A 308-nucleotide genomic window follows, 5' to 3' on the forward strand; every position below is an offset into this window, starting at 1 on the left:
AGGTTGACCTCGAACTGCGCCGGTGCGGATTCGGCGACGATGGCGTCGGCCGGGATGCCCTGGGCGCGGGCGCCGTCGATGATGTCCTGGAGGCACTCGACGTATTCGTCGAGGTCGTCGATGGAGTACACCTGCACCGACTGCGGACGCTTGCCGGAGATCGGCGAGCGCGGAGGCTGCGGCCGGCCGTTCACGTTCTCCTGGTCGATCAGGTAGAACTCCAGCTCGAAGGCGGCGACGATGGTCAGTTCCATCTCGGTGAACCTGGCCACCACCTGGCGCAGGACTTCGCGGGGGTCGGCGAAGAA

The 308-nt window shown here is 66.6% G+C and carries 1 pseudogene; it reads right to left on the reverse strand.

Annotated elements, in window-relative coordinates:
• Positions 1-308, reverse strand: a pseudogene (locus tag HMPREF2914_RS03880) (glutamine synthetase); the annotation flags it as partial.

The sequence above is a fragment of the Pseudomonas sp. HMSC067G02 genome, from assembly GCF_001813485.1.
Classification (GTDB): domain Bacteria; phylum Pseudomonadota; class Gammaproteobacteria; order Pseudomonadales; family Pseudomonadaceae; genus Pseudomonas; species Pseudomonas aeruginosa.